We start from the raw sequence: 15,801 nt of genomic DNA, 5'->3' as shown, positions 1-15,801 counted from the left end.
GGCGGCGTTCGCGGTGGCGTGAGCGGCTGTGGCATGAAGCGGGCGGGCTTGCGTCACGGCCGTGCTTTGCTGGCATCATGTCGGACGATTCCACGACACGGGCCCGCACCATGTTCCGCTTCACGCTTCGACGCAGGATGCCGCTGACGGCCGGCGTTGCCGCCGCCATCGCATTGATGTGCCACGGATTGACGGCTGGTGCCGCATCGGACACGCCGACGGCGCAGACGCGAACGCTGCTGGCCGCCGGCACCACCTGGTGCTACAGCGTCAGCGAGGGCCACATGTCGGCGATGACGCTCAAGGGCGTGCACGACGGCATCGCGAGCTATGACATCGGCCCGGCCGGCGCCGCGTCGCTGAAGCTCGACGAGCAGGTCGACACCTACACGCCGCTGAACCCGGGGCGCAACGGCGAGCGCCGGCTGATGGTGTTTCCGCTGAAGCAGGGCAAGCAGTGGGAGGACCGGTTCGACGAAACCGTGACGACGAGTCTCGGCGGCGGGCACGCGTGGCATTACCGCTATCAGGCCGTCGCGTCGAGCGAGGTGATCGGCACCGAGAAGCGGCAGGTCGGCGCGGGCACGTTCGATACGTTCGTGATTGCGCGCACCACGTCGTGGACCAAGAGCGCCCCCGGCACGTCCGATGCGGCGCTCGGCGACATGCATTGCGACGACCGCGAATGTTCGGTGTCGGGCTATAGCAAGGAAGTGTTCTGGTACGCGCCGTCGATCGGCCGGGCCGTGCTGCGCGCGTATTCGCAGAGCGGGTTCCCGCAATCGATGTTCGACGATACGAGCGCCGAGTTGCTGAAGAACGCGAGTTCGCTCGTGACCGAGCTGGCCGGATACGGCGACGATGCGACGTGCAAGGCGACGCAGCCGACACAGTTCGCGGCGGTGCCGTCGGCACCGTGGTTCGGGTTCGCGCTGTGGCCGAACAACGCGTGGGAATTCCACATGGCGCGCGATATCGCGCGGGAGTAGCGCCGTCGCGTCGCGGCGGGCGACGCGCTATAGTCGTGCGACGCCCGCAGCGGGTGCTGCACGCCCGGCGGCCTTTTCACGCACGCGTTCGCCCGATGACAGCCCATCCCGACGTTACCCTTCGACTGACCGACACCGAGCAGCCGGCCGCACGAGACTTCATCAGCCGCAAGCTCGGCGAATTCAACCACGCGATGACGGGGCGCGCCGACGCGGCCGCGCTCGACGTCTACGTGACCGACCCCGCGACGGGCGAGATCGTTGGCGGCCTCACCGGCCGGACTTCGCTGGGCCTCTTCTTCATCGATCTGTTCTACCTGCCCGAATCGCTGCGCGGCGGCGGATTCGGCAGCCGGCTGCTGCGCGAGGCCGAAACGGAAGCGAAACGCCGCGGATGCACGCGCGCGGTGCTCTACACGATCTCGTTCCAGGCGCCGGATTTCTACCGGAAGCAGGGTTACGAAGCATTCGGCGAAGTGCCGTGCGAGCCGGAAGGGACGTCGCGCGTGTTCATGGTGAAGGTGCTTTGAACCGGTTCCGCCGGCTTGCGTCGCACGGTCAGATTTTCGTGGCAATCGCCTTTGGCGTGTAGCTGCCGTGAGAGGCCGGATCCACGAACCGGCCTCTGAAATATCCCCCACCGTTCTCGTCGGGCATGAACGTCTGGTTGGCCGGATCCAGCATGCGGCGCCAGAATGCGTTCCGGCGTGCGATGTTGTCGATCGTTCGCATCTTTCCGAGGATCGTGCCGGTAATCGTTGCATCCCTTTCGCTGAGACTGCCGGCGAGAACGAGCGAGAAGCCCGGCGGAAGGGGAAGCGTTCGATGGATCTCCGACCAGCACAGCGTGCCGATGCCTCGGCAGCACAATTCCGGCGGCAGCATGAAGTCGCCGACGTGCATCTTGAACGACGATTCGTCCAGCGGAAGCCATCTTTCGTCGAACGGGAATTTCTTGACCCGAGTCGTCGATCCGAATCGCGATTCCAGGTATTCGAGTTCGACGGACACGCGGCCGGTACAGTAGCGATCGGGTGACCCGTCCAGTTTTTCGATTGCCTGCACGATCGTCATGGTCGCGATCGGCGCGCCTTGCAGATCGGTGATCCGGTACGTATGCCGCGTGGTGTTCATGGTGCTGATCCTTGTGCAAGCACGATGACGCGGCTCGAACGTGGGCATCCGGGCGTGGGCGGTGTCACTGAATGCCCGCCCCGCGCCGGCGCGGGAACCGCCCCCGCGCGAACGGCACGGGGCGCATGTCACCTGCGTCAGCAATGCTCCAGTGCGTACGACAGGTCGGCGATCAGGTCGTCCGGATGTTCGAGCCCGACCGACACGCGAATCAACCCTTCCGACACGCCCGCCGCGGCGCGCGCATCGGCCGGCACGCCCGAATGCGTCGTCGACGCCGGATGGCAGATCAGCGACTCCGTGCCGCCGAGACTGACCGCGGACTTGAAGAGCGTCAGGTGGTTGATGAACCTGAACGCCTGCTCGCGGCCGCCGTCGAGGATGAATGCGAATGTCGAGCCGGGCCCGCTGCACTGGCGCTGGTAGACGGCCTGGTAGGCCGGATCTTCGATGAGCTCGGGGTGCAGCACGCGCACCGGTCGATGCGGATTGCCGGTGAGCCAGCGGGCGACGTCTATGCCGCTGCGCGCGGCCTGCTGCATGCGCAGCACGAGCGTTTCCATCGAGCGCGTGATCATCCACGACGAATGCGGGTCGAGCTGCGAGCCGAGCGTGCTGCGAATCGAGCGGATCTTCGTGATCAGGTTGCGGGAGCCCGTAACGCCACCAGCAACGAGGTCGCTATGCCCGCCGATGTATTTCGTCAGCGAGTACACGCTCAGATCGATGCCTTGTCGTGATGGCTTCTGATACAGCGGCCCGAGCAGCGTGTTGTCACAGACCGACAGCGGGCGATAGCCGTGGCGCGCCTCGAACGCATCGATCTCGCTGCGCAGGCCGTCGAGGTCGAACAGCGCGTTGGTCGGATTGGCGGGCGTCTCGATGTAGCACATCCGCACGTTGCCCTTCTGCGCGGCCGCTTCGAGCGCGGCGCGGATCGAGAGGGTGGACAGCCCGTCGGCGATCACTTCGGAGCGAATGCCCCACTCGGGCAGGAACTTCGAGATCAGCGTTTCGGTGCCGCCATACAGCGGCACGGACTGAACGACGCAGTCGCCCGGCCGCAGGAAGGTCAGCAGGATCGCCGCGATCGCGGACATGCCGCTCGACGTCACGACGGCGGCTTCGGAATCGTCGAGCAGCGCGAGGCGATCCTCGACGATCTCCAGGTTCGGGTGATTGAAACGGCTGTAGACGAGGCCCGCGCCTTCGCCTTCGGGCAAAGGCTTGCGACCGGCCACGACGTCGAAGAATTCGGCGCCGTCCTCGGCCGTGCGGAACGCGAACGTCGACGTGAGGAACACGGGCGGCTTCACCGATCCTTCCGACAGGAACGGATCGTAGCCGTACGACATCATCTGGGTTTCGGGATGGAGTTCCCGGTCTGCAATCTTGCGCTTGTGGTAGTTGCGATAGGCCATGCAGTGCTCCGTGCTGGGGTAGTGAGGAACAGCCGTTGCAGCGGTGGCACGACGCGTGCGGCGCCGGGTAGGCACCGGTCGTCGCGACCGCGTGTGGCGATACTAACCGAAGGCACGGCTTCCGTGACACGCCCCTGACACTATCGACAGGGTGTCGCCTGTTCGAAGATCATGTCGTACAGCGCACGGGCGGCGGGCGACAGTTGCGCGCTCTTGCGTGTGACGAGCACAAGCGTGCGCGACACCGCCGGCTCGACGAGCTCGATCGTGCGGATCATCGGATACGCGTTCTTCTGGATCGCGAGCTTGGGCACGACGGCCGCGCCGAGCCCCTCCGCGACGAGCCCGAGCGCCGTCGAGCTGCGCTGCACTTCGTAGAACGAATGCAGCGACACGCCGCTCGTTTTCAGTGCGCCGTCGAGCAGCCCGCGATTGCCGCTCACTTCGCCGGCGAAGATCACGGGGTGCGGCTGCAGTGCCGCCCAGCGAATGCGCCGCCGCTTCGCGAGCGGATGATCGTCGCGGCACACCAGCACGTACGGGTCGGTCGTCAGCGGTACGTTGACCAGTTCGGGATGCTGGTCGCCGGCGATGCCGATGCCGAACTCGGCCTCGCGATGCAGCACGGCCTGCAGTACCGACGCCGACGCGTGATCGAGGATCTTCACGCGATCGTGCGGCCGGTGCGCGGAGAATGCGCGCAGGATGCGGGGCAGGTATTGCACGCCGACCGTCGGCACGCACGCGATCGTGACGTCGCCGCGCTGGCTCAGGCCTGTCTCGCGAATTTCGGTGAGCGCGTCGGACAGCTCGTTCAGCAGCCGGCGCGCTTGCGGCAGGAAGCGCCGGCCGATTTCGGTGAGTGTGGTGCGGCGCGTGGTGCGCTCGACGAGCGCGACGCCGAGAAAGGTTTCGAGCTTGCGCAGCCGCTGCGTGATGGCCGTCTGCGTGACGTGCAGCGTATCGGCCGCCTGCCGGAAGCTGCCGCCGTCGGCGATCGCGACGAAAGCCTGGACACCGAGCGTATCGATCTTCATCAGATTTTTGAATCAATCACGATATTAAATTCATTTTACTGAACTTCGTGACGATCGCAGAATGCTTCACATCGACGGCCTCCCGCATCGCGCACGCTGGCAGAGGCACGGCCGTCCAAGCCGACCCGGAGAAACGACATGACGACCCCACTCGATCGATACGCCGCCCAGTACGTGCAATTCGAGGACGAACGCACGCGGCCGATCCGCGATCTGCTGGCCGCGGTGCCGAACACGCCGATCCATACCGCGATCGACATCGGCTGCGGGCCCGGCAATTCGACGGAGGTGCTGATCGCGCGTGCGCCGGACGCAACGGTCCACGGGATCGATGCGTCGGCGGACATGATCGACGCCGCGCGCAAGCGCCTGCCGGCACTGCGTTTCGATATTGCCGATGTCACCGCGTGGGACGATCCGGGCGGTTATGACCTGATCCTGTCGAACGCGGTGTTGCAATGGGTGCCAGCGCACGACACGCTGTTTCCGACGCTCGTCGGCCGGCTCGCGCCGGGCGGCCATCTCGCGGTGCAGATGCCCGACAACCTCGACGAACCCGCGCACCGGCTGATGCGCGAAGTCGCCGCGGCCGGGCCGTGGGCGGACAAGCTGACAGGCGCGGCGCGCACCGAACGGTTCGACGCGCGTTACTACTATGCGCTGCTGTCGCCGCTGTGTTCGCGCGTCGATGTGTGGCGCACGACCTACTACCATCCGCTGCGCGGCGGTGCGGACGCGGTCGTCGAATGGTTCAAGGGCAGCGCGTTGCGGCCGTTCCTCGCGGCGCTCGATGACGGCGAACAGCGTGCGTTCCTCGCGCGCTATCGCGATGCGATCGCCGGGCCGGACGGCTATCCGGCGCTCGGCGACGGCACGGTGCTGCTGCCGTTCCCGCGCCTGTTCATCGTCGCGACGCGCAAGTAACGCGGCAATGACGCGGCGGCCGGCGGCGCGTCAGCGCACCGGCCGTAGCGATTCCGGGTCGACCGTGCGGCTGCGTGCGGTCTGCCCGTCACGCAGGTCCTTGTACCAGAAGAGCGCGACTTCGCCGTCGTTCTCGCCATCCGCGTACAGGAAGCGGTCGTGGCCGCCCAGCACGAAACCCGCGCGCGCATACGTGCTGCAGGCCGCGACGTTGTTCGCCTGCGTCTCCAGCCGCATGAAGCCGAACCCGTGGCTGCGTGCCCACGCTTCCGCGGCCGCCAGCAGGAACTGCCCGATACCCTGGCGCCGATAGGGGCGGTCGACGGCCAGCTCCGCGATCTCGGCCATGCCGTTCCAGCTCTGCGCGATCGCGACGAACCCGGCGAGCTGCCCGCCGGCCGTCGCGCGAAAGAGCGCCGCTTTGCCCGGCGCATCGTGCGCGTAGCCGGCCGGATCGAAGCCGTAGTCCTTGCGCTGCGCCGGTAGCGCGCGAAGATCGAGCAAGTCCTGATACGGCGCATTCAGTTCCCACGCGATATCGAACGAGAAGTCGCATCGGTCCAGTTCGTCGGTGGAAAGCCCGCTCGCCTGTTCGATGCTGATGTGCTCGGCTCGGTCCATGTGTCGGTGTCCTGTCTTCGGCGGGATAGCGTGGTCTTGTCCGTGCCGCGATCGCCAGCGCCGTGATGCGCACCGCGTCGCGTCCGTTTCTGCTGCGTTTTTTTGCACCTGCACAATGCGTCGCGCGCGAAACCGGCACAGACCGGCTGCGGCGCGCGTTCAATCGCCTGATTATGCTGGATTTCGGCGACGGCCCGGTGCGAGGGCGGTGCGCTGCCGGCTGCCTCGCATCGCGTCGCCGATTCGGGTCGACCGTCGATCGCCTGTGGATGAAAGACGACAGGAACCCGAATATTTGTTTACCGTTCGATGACAACTCGATATATTTCGAAAAATATATCGAAGGTCGTGGCGCCGGCAGGCGTCACGTCGTCAACTCGCTCCACGAAAGCCGGAAGAGATTCTGACCTGCATCGCCGGAGCAACGCGTCGTCATGGCGTGCGCAACCGGTGCGCAAGCTCCCCGACGCTGCAATACGAGCGGCCGCCCCGCGGCATGCCGCTTCACCAAGCCCACACTGGCATCGAAACGGAACATCGTGCACACGCGCATGAGGCGTTGGCGCGTCCGGCGATTCGGTGCCCCGGGCTTGCATACGTCCGTCAACCGTTTTTTCGTCAACACGCCGCGCATCTCGCTGCGACGCAGGCGCGTGCGTTCACAACAAAAGGGAAGCAGCATGAAGAAGACCATCGTGGCCGCGGCCGCACTCGGGATGTTCGGCACCGCCGCGCAGGCGCAAAGCAGCGTCACGCTCTACGGGCTGATCGACGCGGGCATCACGTATTCGAACAAGGTTGCGACGTCGGCCGGGCACGACAAGCTCGTCAAATACGGCGACGGCGTCGCGTCGGGCAGCCGCTGGGGCATCCGCGGCACCGAGGATCTCGGCGGCGGGCTGAAGGCGCTGTTCGTGCTGGAAAACGGCTTCAGCAGCGGCGACGGCACGCTCGGCCAGGGCGGCGCGCTGTTCGGCCGGCAGGCGTTCGTCGGCTTGTCGAAGAACGGGATCGGCTCGCTGACGTTCGGCCGCCAGTACTCGTTCTCGACCGACTACCTCGGCGCGAACTACACGATGGGCAGCCAGACACCGGCCGGCAACTACGCGTATCACATCAACGACCTCGACCAGCTGACGTCGAGCCGTATCAACAACGCGGTGAAGTTTCAGAGCGCGAACTTCGCGGGCCTGACGTTCGGCGCGCTGTACGGCTTCTCGAACTCGACGCAGTTCGCGGGCACGCCGACCACGACCGGCGCGAACGGCACGCAGGGTTCGTCGAGCGCGTACAGCTTCGGCGCGAACTATGCGCAAGGGCCGTTCGGCATCGGCGCCGCGTACACGAACATCCGCTTCCCGAACGGCGCGACGCCCGCATTCGGCGTGAGCATCGCGAACATCAACACGGCTGGGCTGCGCGACCTCGAGACGTTCGGCGTCGGCACGCGTTATGCGATCGCGGCGGCCCTCGTGTGGGCGAACTGGACGCATACGAAGTTCGCGCCGCTGTCGGGCGAATCGTCGAAGCTGAACAACTACGAAATCGGCGGCCGTTATGCGTTCACGCCGGCCTTGAGCGGCGGGCTCGGCTATACGTTCTCGAAGCTCGACGGCCGTTATGAAGGCAAGTGGCACCAGGTCAACGCCGCGGTGGACTATGCGCTGTCGAAGCGCACGGACGTGTACGTGAGCGCGGCCTACCAGAAGGCGTCGGGCAGCAACACGATCAACGGCCGCGCGGTGCCGGTGCAGGCCGAGATCGGCTCGTCGCCGTCGTTCATCGGTAGCGCGGGTGCGAACACGCAGTTCGTCACGCGTATCGGCCTGCGTCACAAGTTCTGATCGACGCGGGCAGGCGGGCGTTGCCGACGCAGGCGGCGCCCGATGCGACGGCGGGCGCTCCAGCGGAGCGCCCGTTTTGCTGTGGCACCCGACGAAACGCGACACAGCAGCGGTCCGGAAATCGATATATTCTCCTGTGCATATCGAAACGACGATCGACTGACCCCACCCACATTCACCCGCACGGGAGCACCATCTTGAATTCGATGCACCGCGAAGCCGTCGGCGAGGCCTTTTCGCTCGACGCGATGCAGCACGCAAGAACCATGACGTGGCAGGCCGTCGACGCGATCGCCGCGGGCATCCGGCCCGGCATGCGCGAATCGGAGGCCAATGCGCTGGGGCTGAGCGTGCTCAAGGATCTCGGGATGGACCGGATCTGGCATCCGATCCTGGTCCGCTTCGGGGAAAACACGCTGCGCACGTTCAAGGAGCGCTCGGTGGCGGACCCGGTCCTCGCCGACGACGACATCTTCTTCATCGATCTCGGCGCCGTATGGGCGAAGCACGAGGGCGACGCGGGCGCGACGTTCGTCCGCGGCGACGATCCGGACATGCAGGCCTGCGCACGCGCGGCGCGCGTCATCTACGACGAAGTCGAGCATCACTGGCGGACCACTGGATGCGCGGGCATCGCGCTATACGACTTCGCGGCACAGCGCGCCGACGCGCACGGCTTCCGGTTGAACGTCGACATCAAGGGGCATCGCGTCAGCGATTTTCCGCACGCGATCTACAAGGCCGGCAATCTCGGCGACTTCGACGGCGCGCCGGCCGCCGGCCTGTGGATCCTCGAAATCCAGATCGCCCACCCGACGCGGCCGTTCGGCGCGTTCCACGAGGATCTGCTCGTGTAGCGCGTGTCGGCCGCCCCTGCGGGCGGCCGACACGGTCCGGCCATGCCGTCAGATGCTGATCGTGACGGGCCCCGCAAGCGGCGTGTAGCCGTCGTCGAACAGATACCACGCGTCGTACTGCCCCGACGCCAGCGTGCTGTTGGCCGTGGACGAGAACAACAGCGAGCCGGTGCTCTTCGGCAGGTATGCCCACGACTTGTAGCTGCCCTTGGTCGGCTGCGCGCCATGCGCAAAGATGCCCACCCAGTTCTTCGGGCTGTGGCTCCACGGCGGCGCGACGTAGTCGAACCGCAGCGTGCCGAACGTCGAGCCCTGCGAAGCGAGCGACGCGACGAACTTCCTGCCGGTATTGCCGATCGCCGAATCCGTGAGCAGGGCGCCGGATTGCGTCTGCACGCAGCCGGCCACCCGGCGCAGGAAGTTCGGATCGTTCGCGTCGCGGATGCTTGCGTCGTACCAGCCGCCGTCGCCGTACCACGTGACGGCTTGCGTTGCGCCTGCGCCGACGGTGACCGACTGCCTCGTGTTCATGCCGTATGCGTTGTCGGTGAGCTGGAACGTCGTCGCGCTGGAGCCGGCGGAGTTGTCGAGCGTGATCTGCACGTTGCCGTTCGCCACGTCGTAGCACAGGCTGATTTCGGCGGTCGATCCCGTGTTGCCGGACGAACCGACGCTGCCGCGGAACGTCTGCAGGAAGCCGTTCGGGCCGTAGACGGAATAGTCGTAGCCGCCGCCGGCATTCAGCGTGAGCGAATCCGACAGGTTCGCGCACTGGCCCGCGCCGGCCGCGATCGTGTAATGCCGGGGAATCGTGCTCGTGCCGTCGACCCACGCCTGCAGGTGTACGCCGGCGGTGCCGGTGTTGGTCATCGTCAGCGACAGCGCGTTGCCGGCGCGGTTGACCTTGCCTTGCACGAAGAACTCGTAGGGCAGGCGGCAGGCGGTGCTGCGGCCGGCCGTCTGCGCCGGCACCGCGGTGGTGGTCGGGTAGGGGATCAGGACGGCCGGGCCGTTCGGGTTCATGTTGCTCGCCGGCGGCTGGATCGCGGGAACGGTCTGGTCGGCGTTCGAGAAATCGAAGGCCGACGTCAGGTCGCCGCAGACCGCGCGTCGCCACGGCGAGATATTGGTTTCCTGAAACCCGAAGCGCGCCTCCAGGAAGCGGATCACCGACGTGTGATCGAAGACCTGCGAATTCACCTTGCCGCCCTTCGACCACGGCGAGATCACGAACATCGGCACGCGCGGCCCGAGCCCGATCGGCACGTCGCCGCTGGCCGAGCCATCCGATGCGCTGCCGCTGCTGGCGACGAATTCCGCGGCCGTCGAGACGGTCGACTGCCCGGTGCCGGCCGCGGAGCTGGCCGGGACGGCGGGCGGGACGTGATCGAACAGGCCGTCGTTCTCGTCGTACATCACGAGCAGGACCGTGCTGGCCCAGACCTTCGGGTTCGAGGTCAGCGCATTCAGGACGTTGCTCACGTACCATTCGCCGCCGCTCGCGGCCCACGACGGATGCTCGCAGTACGCGTAAGGCGCGGCAATCCACGACACTTGCGGCAAGGTATCGTTCGTGACGTCGGCCAGCAGCTGGCTGAAGAGATTCGTGTCGTATTCCTTGCCGCCGCCGGTCGGGTCGATCTGCGTGCCGTTGAGTGCCGGCGCGAGCGGATCGCCGGCGCCCAGGTTCTGGTATTGCTTGAAGTTCAGGATGACGTTGTCACCGTAATTGCCGTTCCACCAGAGATCCTTGCTGGAGCCGTTGTATTCGCCGTAGGCGTGGCTGGCATCCAGCCCGTTGCCCTTGTCCTGGTAGAACTTCCACGTGACGCCGGCCGCGTTCAGCCGCTCCGGCATCGTGGTCCAGCCGGTACCGGTCATCGTGTTGGTCGTGTACGGCGAGTAGCCGGAAACGTTGCCGCAGCACCCGGTCCACAGGTACAGGCGGTTCGGGTCCGTCGGGCCGAGCATCGAGCAGTGGTAGTCGTCGCACACCGTGAACGCGCTCGCCAGTGCGTAGTAGAACGGGATGTCCTTCTGCGTGAAGTAGTACATCGTGCCGCTGGTCTTCGCGTCGGCCCAGTTGTCGTAGCGGCCGTTGTTCCAGGCGCTGTGCGTGCCGCTCCAGCTGTGGTCCAGGTCGCCGTAGTAGGTGTCGCCGTTCGCGATGCCGGAGGGCGGGGACGGGTTGAACGGAAACACGTAGGACAGCAGCCAGGGCTGGCGCCACACCGGATACCCGCTCGAAATGACGACCGGCCGCGGATCGCCGAAGCCGCGTGCGCCGCCCAGCGTGCCGAGATAGTGGTCGAACGAGCGGTTTTCCTGCATCAGGATCACGACGTGCTTCACGTCCTGGATCGTGCCGGTAACGGTGGCCGCGGGAATGGCCTGGGCGCGCGCGATGCTTTCGGGCAGCATGCCCGTGATCGCGGTCGCACCGGCGAGCTTCAACGCATCGGCGAGGAACTGACGTCGTGTTGTGGGTTTGTTTTGCATGATCGCTCTCTGTCGTGGATGGCTGGCCGTGGGGCCTGCGTCGGTCAGTGGCACGCGCTCGCGCAGTGCAGGACGGGCGTGGACGCCGAACCCGGTGCGGCCGCGCGCGCGGCCGCCACGTTGGCCGCGGTGCCCGAGTCGCCGTCGCCGCAAGCGGCCAGCGTGCACAGGAGCGCGATCATGAAAGCGCCGCGCCAGTGCGGAAAGCGGCTTTCCGACCGGCGCGACTTGACGACATGCTTTCGATTCGATTCGAATCGGATTCCTGAATGATTGAGATTGTTGCTGCGTGCTCCGTATTTCATTACCCCTCCAGACATGAAAATGGACAGCAGAGAATATCGCCCGAATCAGAACAACTTCATGACAGGCCAGCCGCGTGTGCCGGCAACCTGCGAAAGCCGTACGTCGGGATTGGTCGCGACCGGATCCGTGACGTAGTCCAGCAGCGGCACGTCGTTGATCGAATCGCTGTAGAAGTAGGTCCGTTCGAAATCCGACGGCGCGTAGCCGAGCGATTCGAGCCATGCGGTCGTGCGGATGATCTTGCCTTCGCGGAAACTCGGCACGCCGGTGCTGCGCCCGGTGAACTGCCCGCCGGGCGTGCCGTCGTCGGTATCGAGCTCGATACCGAGCAGATGCTCTATCCCGAACTCGGCCGCGATCGGCCGCGTGACGAAGACGTTGGTCGCCGTGACGATGCAGCAGAGATCGCCGTTCTCGCGATGCCGGTCGACCAGCGAGCGCGCCTGCGGCGTGATCGCCGGCCGGATCACCTCGTCCATGAACTGCGCGTGCCAGCGTTCGAGCTGCTCGCGCGAGTAGCGGGTAAGCGGCGCGAGCGTCACGGCGAGGTACGCGTCCATGTCGAGCGTGCCGGCCGCATAGTGGCCGTAGTGCTCGTCGATCAGCGCCGCATGCGCGTCGTCTTCCTGCCAGCCGACCCGCGTGATGAAGCGGCTCCAGGCCTGGTCGCTGTCGAGCGGCAGCAGCGTGTGGTCGAGGTCGAACAGCGCGAGATTCTTGTGCATGGGTGGTTCCTTGTCTTGCGTGCTTACGCACCGATGAGTTTCTCGATCGCGTCCCTGGCGTTCTTCCCATCGATGGTCGTCACGCCGTCGAGCCACTTCGACAGCACGCCGGGGTTCTTCTTCGCCCATTCCTTCGCGACTGCGACCGGGTCCGCGTGATTCATGATCGGCACCATCAACTGGTTCTCTTCGTCGGTCGTGAATTTCAGGTTGGTCAGCAGCCGGCCGACGTTCGGACAGCGTTCGAGATAACCGGGCGTGACGAGCGTATAGACCTTCGCCGATCCGTAGTTCGGGCCGAACACGGTGTCGCCGCCGTCGAGGTAGGCAATCTTGTAGTTGATGTTCATCGGGTGCGGTTCCCATGCAAGGAACACGATCATCCGGTGCTCCTGCACGGCGCGCGTCACCTGGACGAGCATCCCGGCCTCGCTCGATTCGACCAGCTTGAAGCCGCCGAGCCCGAACTCGTTCTTGTCGATCATCCGCTGGATCAGCGCGTTGCCGTTGTTGCCGGCACCGATCCCGTAGATCTTGCCGTCGAGCTGGTCGCGAAACTTGGCGATGTCGGCGAAGCTCTTGAGGCCCTTGTCCGACGCGTATTGCGGCACGGCCAGCGTGTAGCGCGCGCCGACCAGGTTGGGCTGCGGCAACTGATGCACGGCGCCAGCGTCGACGAACGGCTTCACCGTCGGCGTCATGCTCGGATCCCAGTAGCCGAGGAACGCATCGATCTGCGCCTTCTTCACGCCGGCCAGCACGATCGGCGGCGACGCGATCGTCTTGGTCGCCTCGTACCCCAGCCCGTCCAGCAGCATCATCGCGACGCCGGTGGTGGCCGCGATGTCGCTCCAGCCGACATCGCCGAGTGTCACCTTCCTGCAGACGTCGCCTTCGGATGCGTGAACGGGGGCGGTCGCAAGCGCCGCCAGCAATGTTGCCGCCAGCATCCATGCCTTCTTCATCATGTTGGTCTCCTAAGCAAGTGTTCCGGATCGTGTTGCCTGATTGGTACGACGATTGATCGTATTGATCGGATGAAACAAACGAACTTGGGTCTGGCTTTGCGGTTTTTCGTACCGTATATTAGAAAGCACAAAATCGCAAGATCGCACAAAAATACAACTTGCCGGCCGCCGGCCGCGGCGGTGGGTGGACGAAGGCAGGAAAAGTCAGGCGGCGGTCCGGACGGGCCGTGCTTCATCAAGCGGGTAGGGCAAAGCAAGGAGACTTCGAATGATCAGTCAGCTGGAAATCATTTCCCGCCTGTTGCTGGCGGCATTGCTCGGCAGCATCATCGGCATCGAGCGGGAGCGCCTGTCGTGGGCGGCCGGCCTGCGCACGCACATGCTGGTGGCGGTGGGCGCGGCGCTCGTGATGGTCGTGTCGGCGTTCGGCTTCGCGGATATCCAGAACGCGAAGAACGTGTCGCTGGACCCGTCGCGGGTCGCGGCGCAGGTCGTGTCGGGCATCGGCTTTCTCGGCGCCGGTTCGATCATGCTGCGCGGCGAGATCATCCGCGGGCTGACGACGGCGGCGAGCCTGTGGGTCGTGGCGGCGGTCGGGCTGGCCGTGGGCGGCGGCATGTATGTGGCCGCGATCGCCGCGACCGCGATCGTGCTGGCGATCCTGGCCGGCCTGAAGCCGATCGAGAAGCGCTTCTTCGCCGCGCGGCAGCGCTGGGGCGTGCGCATCCTCGCGAGCCGCGGCGCCGTGAAGCTGACGTCGCTGCAGGCGATGCCGGGCATCGATCAGGCGCGCATCGTCCAGTTCGTCATCGAACAGGACGACGCCGCGCCGGACGACGACCGCATCCACGTGGTGTTTTCGAAGATGACGAGCGCGGAATTCCAGGCCGTCCGTCAATCCCTGCAGACCCTCGTCGGCATCAAAAAGATGGAGGAGAGCGCTACGTAGTTCGCCGTTCGAATAACATTGACGTTCATTCCGAGGACATTTCATGTGGCAAGAAGAGCGATATCAGAGGATTCGGCTTCTGTTATCGAAGATGCAGCGCGTCTCGACCGACCGGATCATGGCCGACCTGAACGTGTCGCGGGAAACCGTGCGGCGCGATCTCGTCGATCTCGAGGCGCTGGGGGAACTGAAGCGCGTGCACGGCGGCGCGGTGCAGGTGGGCGACGAAGCGCCGATCGCCGAGCGCGCGCAGACGCACGTGAAGGCGAAGCAGGCGATCGCCCGCGCGGCAGCCAGGCTGGTGTCGGGCTCGCAGACGCTGTTCATCGACGCGGGCACGACCACCACGTTGCTGGCCGAGGAGCTGTCGAAGCTGTCGGGTCTCACGATCGTCACGAACTCGATCGATGTCGCGCTGAAGATGCGGTCGAGCGACCCGGGGCAAGCGAAGAACGAAACGATCCTGCTCGGCGGGATGATCGGCAGCCGCGCGGCCGCGACGGTCGGCGACGGCACGGTCGCCGAGATCTTCCGCTACCGCGCCGATCTCGCGCTGCTGTCGCCGGTGGGGGTCGATCACGTCAGGGGCGCGACGAACTACGACCGGATGGAAACCGAAGTGGCGCGCGCGATGGTGAGCAACGCGGCGGAGGTCGCGATCCTGGCCGATTTCAGCAAGCTCGGCACGAACAGCCGGATCAGCTTCTGCGAGCCGGCGCGGATCGGCGCGCTGGTGACGGACCAGAAGGCGGAATCGGTCGACAGCTTCAAGCACATCAGGAAGGCCATCAAGAACATCGTGCTGTCATAGCGCCGCGACACGCGGGGCACGATCGGCCGCCGTTATGCCGTTCATGCGGCGCGCATTCTGCCGGCCGGCCTTTTCCCGGCGTAATATATCCGCCGATACAACGAAGGCGCGCCAGCCGGCGGGCCGTCATGGAGGCGGGCGATGGAGATGGCAGGGACGGCGGCGCCTTCGGCGCATCAGGCGGCGGCAGGCTCGATCGCGCTGACGGGCGCATTCGTGCGACCGATGACGGTGACGCTCGACGATCTGCGCCGGCACGCGAGCGCGACGGCCGAGCCGTTCGACCTGCGCTGCTTCACGACGAACCGCTTCATCCGCTCGGTTGCGCCGTATCGCGGCGCGCGGCTGAAGGACCTGCTCGATGCGGCCGGGTTGCGCAACGATGCGCCGGGCGACTTCAAGCGCATGGTGTTCATCGCGCATGCGCACGACGGTTATGCAGTCACGTTCTCGTGGCACGAACTGTTCAACACGCCGGTCGGCGAACACGTGATCGTCGCGTTCGAATGCGGCGATGCGCCGCTGTCGATCGACGATGGCGCGCCGCTGCTGTTCTCGGGCGCCGACATCCTGCCCGCGCCCCGCCATGTGAAGCGGCTGGCCGGCATCGTCGCGCGCGTGCTAGAAGTCTGACGCCGCACGCGTGCCAACGGCGTTCGCCGCGCTGGCCATCGTGTATGCTTGCCCGCATCGTTCAATCGGCGGGACAACATGAA

At 65.9% G+C, this 15,801-nt stretch carries 17 protein-coding genes; 9 read left to right on the top strand and 8 right to left on the bottom strand.

Annotation, left to right across the window (positions count from 1 at the left end; translation table 11 throughout):
* The coding region (locus tag VL15_RS24890; protein ID WP_230684521.1) for a hypothetical protein at positions 1-989 on the top strand (989 nt) is incomplete at its 5' end.
* Between the two features lie 95 nt (positions 990-1,084).
* A complete protein-coding gene (locus tag VL15_RS24885; protein ID WP_048249161.1) occupies positions 1,085-1,519 on the top strand; it encodes a GNAT family N-acetyltransferase in 435 nt (144 codons plus the stop codon).
* A gap of 28 nt (positions 1,520-1,547) precedes the next feature.
* On the opposite strand, the gene VL15_RS24880 is transcribed toward VL15_RS24885, so the two are convergent.
* From VL15_RS24880 to VL15_RS24870, 3 genes are all read right to left on the bottom strand, one after another.
* The gene (locus tag VL15_RS24880; RefSeq protein WP_048249160.1) at positions 1,548-2,123 is read right to left on the bottom strand and encodes a hypothetical protein; all 576 of its coding nucleotides are present in this window, start codon (positions 2,121-2,123) and stop codon (positions 1,548-1,550) included.
* 137 nt (positions 2,124-2,260) lie between these two features.
* Positions 2,261-3,544 carry a cystathionine gamma-synthase family protein gene (locus tag VL15_RS24875; RefSeq protein WP_048249159.1) on the bottom strand — a complete coding sequence of 428 codons (1,284 nt, stop codon included), beginning with the start codon at positions 3,542-3,544 and terminating at the stop codon, positions 2,261-2,263.
* 140 nt (positions 3,545-3,684) lie between these two features.
* Complete coding sequence (locus tag VL15_RS24870; protein ID WP_048249158.1) at positions 3,685-4,581, bottom strand: LysR family transcriptional regulator; 897 nt, start codon at positions 4,579-4,581, stop codon at positions 3,685-3,687.
* A 138-nt stretch (positions 4,582-4,719) separates the two neighbouring features.
* Here VL15_RS24870 and tam point away from each other — a divergent pair, with 138 nt between their 5' ends.
* The gene (gene tam / locus VL15_RS24865) at positions 4,720-5,505 is read left to right on the top strand and encodes a trans-aconitate 2-methyltransferase (RefSeq protein ID WP_048249157.1); all 786 of its coding nucleotides are present in this window, start codon (positions 4,720-4,722) and stop codon (positions 5,503-5,505) included.
* A 30-nt stretch (positions 5,506-5,535) separates the two neighbouring features.
* On the opposite strand, the gene VL15_RS24860 is transcribed toward tam, so the two are convergent.
* Positions 5,536-6,126: a GNAT family N-acetyltransferase gene (locus VL15_RS24860; RefSeq protein WP_048249156.1), complete on the bottom strand. Its 591-nt coding sequence runs from the start codon at positions 6,124-6,126 to the stop codon at positions 5,536-5,538.
* 65 nt (positions 6,127-6,191) lie between these two features.
* On the opposite strand from VL15_RS24860, the gene VL15_RS24855 reads away from it, so the two are divergent.
* From VL15_RS24855 to VL15_RS24845, 3 genes are all read left to right on the top strand, one after another.
* Positions 6,192-6,533, top strand: coding sequence for a hypothetical protein (locus VL15_RS24855; protein WP_048249155.1), 342 nt, complete (start codon positions 6,192-6,194; stop codon positions 6,531-6,533).
* Between the two features lie 273 nt (positions 6,534-6,806).
* Positions 6,807-7,970 carry a porin gene (locus VL15_RS24850; RefSeq protein WP_048249169.1) on the top strand — a complete coding sequence of 388 codons (1,164 nt, stop codon included), beginning with the start codon at positions 6,807-6,809 and terminating at the stop codon, positions 7,968-7,970.
* Between the two features lie 197 nt (positions 7,971-8,167).
* Positions 8,168-8,827 carry a M24 family metallopeptidase gene (locus VL15_RS24845; protein WP_048249154.1) on the top strand — a complete coding sequence of 220 codons (660 nt, stop codon included), beginning with the start codon at positions 8,168-8,170 and terminating at the stop codon, positions 8,825-8,827.
* Between the two features lie 48 nt (positions 8,828-8,875).
* Here the strand turns inward: VL15_RS24845 and VL15_RS24840 are convergent, their stop codons facing one another.
* The 4 genes from VL15_RS24840 to VL15_RS24825 form a co-directional block, all read right to left on the bottom strand.
* Positions 8,876-11,326, bottom strand: a complete 2,451-nt coding sequence (locus VL15_RS24840; protein ID WP_048249153.1) for a phosphocholine-specific phospholipase C — start codon at positions 11,324-11,326, stop codon at positions 8,876-8,878.
* A gap of 44 nt (positions 11,327-11,370) precedes the next feature.
* Positions 11,371-11,508, bottom strand: a complete 138-nt coding sequence (locus tag VL15_RS43240; protein ID WP_226127085.1) for a hypothetical protein — start codon at positions 11,506-11,508, stop codon at positions 11,371-11,373.
* Between the two features lie 168 nt (positions 11,509-11,676).
* Complete coding sequence (locus VL15_RS24830) at positions 11,677-12,357, bottom strand: HAD family hydrolase (protein WP_048249151.1); 681 nt, start codon at positions 12,355-12,357, stop codon at positions 11,677-11,679.
* A 23-nt stretch (positions 12,358-12,380) separates the two neighbouring features.
* Positions 12,381-13,325 (bottom strand): choline ABC transporter substrate-binding protein, encoded by a 945-nt coding sequence (locus tag VL15_RS24825; RefSeq protein WP_048249150.1) that lies wholly within the window; start codon positions 13,323-13,325, stop codon positions 12,381-12,383.
* A gap of 268 nt (positions 13,326-13,593) precedes the next feature.
* Between VL15_RS24825 and VL15_RS24820 the strand changes: the two genes are divergently transcribed.
* The 3 genes from VL15_RS24820 (at position 13,594) to VL15_RS24810 (ending at position 15,718) form a co-directional block, all read left to right on the top strand.
* Positions 13,594-14,274, top strand: a complete 681-nt coding sequence (locus VL15_RS24820) for an MgtC/SapB family protein (protein WP_048249149.1) — start codon at positions 13,594-13,596, stop codon at positions 14,272-14,274.
* A gap of 43 nt (positions 14,275-14,317) precedes the next feature.
* Positions 14,318-15,085, top strand: a complete 768-nt coding sequence (locus VL15_RS24815; protein ID WP_048249148.1) for a DeoR/GlpR family DNA-binding transcription regulator — start codon at positions 14,318-14,320, stop codon at positions 15,083-15,085.
* A 141-nt stretch (positions 15,086-15,226) separates the two neighbouring features.
* Complete coding sequence (locus VL15_RS24810) at positions 15,227-15,718, top strand: molybdopterin-dependent oxidoreductase (RefSeq protein ID WP_048249147.1); 492 nt, start codon at positions 15,227-15,229, stop codon at positions 15,716-15,718.
* Positions 15,719-15,801 lie beyond the last annotated feature (83 nt).

The sequence above is a fragment of the Burkholderia cepacia genome (assembly GCF_001039005.1).
In the GTDB taxonomy this organism is placed as follows: Bacteria; Pseudomonadota; Gammaproteobacteria; order Burkholderiales; family Burkholderiaceae; genus Burkholderia; species Burkholderia theae.
The sequence above is the reverse complement of the archived record's forward strand: the minus strand, read 5'-3'. Positions and strand labels throughout refer to the sequence as shown.

Excerpts from the sequence above, each read along its gene's own strand:
- VL15_RS24840 (WP_048249153.1), bottom strand. The coding sequence starts at position 11,326 with ATGCAAAACAAACCCACAACACGACGTCAGTTCCTCGCCGATGCGTTG.
- VL15_RS24825 (WP_048249150.1), bottom strand. The coding sequence starts at position 13,325 with ATGATGAAGAAGGCATGGATGCTGGCGGCAACATTGCTGGCGGCGCTT.
- VL15_RS24810 (WP_048249147.1), top strand. The coding sequence starts at position 15,227 with ATGGAGATGGCAGGGACGGCGGCGCCTTCGGCGCATCAGGCGGCGGCA.
- VL15_RS24875 (WP_048249159.1), bottom strand. The coding sequence starts at position 3,544 with ATGGCCTATCGCAACTACCACAAGCGCAAGATTGCAGACCGGGAACTC.
- VL15_RS24885 (WP_048249161.1), top strand. The coding sequence starts at position 1,085 with ATGACAGCCCATCCCGACGTTACCCTTCGACTGACCGACACCGAGCAG.
- VL15_RS24880 (WP_048249160.1), bottom strand. The coding sequence starts at position 2,123 with ATGAACACCACGCGGCATACGTACCGGATCACCGATCTGCAAGGCGCG.
- VL15_RS24855 (WP_048249155.1), top strand. The coding sequence starts at position 6,192 with ATGCGCACCGCGTCGCGTCCGTTTCTGCTGCGTTTTTTTGCACCTGCA.
- VL15_RS43240 (WP_226127085.1), bottom strand. The coding sequence starts at position 11,508 with ATGATCGCGCTCCTGTGCACGCTGGCCGCTTGCGGCGACGGCGACTCG.
- VL15_RS24870 (WP_048249158.1), bottom strand. The coding sequence starts at position 4,581 with ATGAAGATCGATACGCTCGGTGTCCAGGCTTTCGTCGCGATCGCCGAC.
- VL15_RS24815 (WP_048249148.1), top strand. The coding sequence starts at position 14,318 with ATGTGGCAAGAAGAGCGATATCAGAGGATTCGGCTTCTGTTATCGAAG.
- VL15_RS24860 (WP_048249156.1), bottom strand. The coding sequence starts at position 6,126 with ATGGACCGAGCCGAGCACATCAGCATCGAACAGGCGAGCGGGCTTTCC.
- tam (WP_048249157.1), top strand. The coding sequence starts at position 4,720 with ATGACGACCCCACTCGATCGATACGCCGCCCAGTACGTGCAATTCGAG.
- VL15_RS24850 (WP_048249169.1), top strand. The coding sequence starts at position 6,807 with ATGAAGAAGACCATCGTGGCCGCGGCCGCACTCGGGATGTTCGGCACC.
- VL15_RS24830 (WP_048249151.1), bottom strand. The coding sequence starts at position 12,357 with ATGCACAAGAATCTCGCGCTGTTCGACCTCGACCACACGCTGCTGCCG.
- VL15_RS24820 (WP_048249149.1), top strand. The coding sequence starts at position 13,594 with ATGATCAGTCAGCTGGAAATCATTTCCCGCCTGTTGCTGGCGGCATTG.